The following is a 1,080-nucleotide window of genomic DNA, read 5'->3' on the forward strand; positions in this document are numbered from 1 at the left end:
ATTACTTTAACCAATTAGATATTCAAGAAAATTTAGATAAATTACACCAATGGTCTGAAAAGTGGCTAATGAAATTTAACACAAGTAAATGCAAGGTAATGCACATAGGTAAAAATAACAGTAAGTGCGATTACAAGTTATTTGGAAATTCGTTAACAAAAGAGAATAGTGAAAAAGATCTCGGCGTAATTATCAGTAACGACCTCAAATCATCCAAGCAGTGTATTTCAGCCTCTGAGAAAGCAAATAAGATTCTAGGACTGATTACGCGATCTTTTGATTTCAAAAGTCCATCACTCATTAACAAGCTATATAAATCGTTAGTTCGTCCACATTTGGAATATGCTGTTTCCGTATGGTCACCGAATCTCATTAAAGACATTGACAGACTGGAAAAAGTACAACGGCGAGCCACAAAACTGATTCCAAATATAAAAAAATATATATATATACGGAAACCAAATAAAACATGTGAATCTGTTTTCCCTTAAAAAGCGTAGACTCAGGGGTGACTTGATACAGGTCTTTAAGATTCTAAAGGGAACTGGCAAAATTTCCACACTGAATGAGAGTCAGACAAGAAACAATGGTCTCAAACTGTCCGGAAATAGATTCAATTTGGAAGTAGGTAGAAACAACTTTGCCAACCGTGTAGTTAATGAATGGAATAAACTTCCTGCACAGGTAGTGCAATGTAGTTCAGTTCGAAGCTTTAAGAATCATTTAGATAAATACCTAAGTAAGATGCTGTAATGATTATAATTTATCTTATATTATTTGTTTTTGTTTTGTTATCATTTGTCTGTCTGATTTTCATTTATTATTAGTTATATGTCAATTTATTATTATTTACTATTTACCTGTTTGTTTATTATTTAACTATACCTATGCATTTATTTATGTATTTCATTTGTTATTTACATTATTGTAGTATTTTATTATTTTATTATTATGATTTTTTTCGCATCCGACCTAGATATGGATTAAAAGGTCTCCTGTCGGTATGCTCCGCCTCTGTAAATCCTTTTGTATACCTATGAATCCTCTGATCTTTATTGTTATCTTATGTCTATGTTGATC

1 protein-coding gene is annotated in these 1,080 nt (G+C 31.3%); it reads left to right on the forward strand.

The annotated features are described in order from the left end of the window. Window positions 1-491: hypothetical protein (locus LR961_RS19075; RefSeq protein ID WP_232151554.1), on the forward strand; the 491-nt coding region annotated here is incomplete at its 5' end. Window positions 492-1,080 lie beyond the last annotated feature (589 nt).

The sequence above is a fragment of the Stenotrophomonas sp. SY1 genome, assembly GCF_021202945.1.
Taxonomy (GTDB): Bacteria; Pseudomonadota; Gammaproteobacteria; order Xanthomonadales; family Xanthomonadaceae; genus Stenotrophomonas.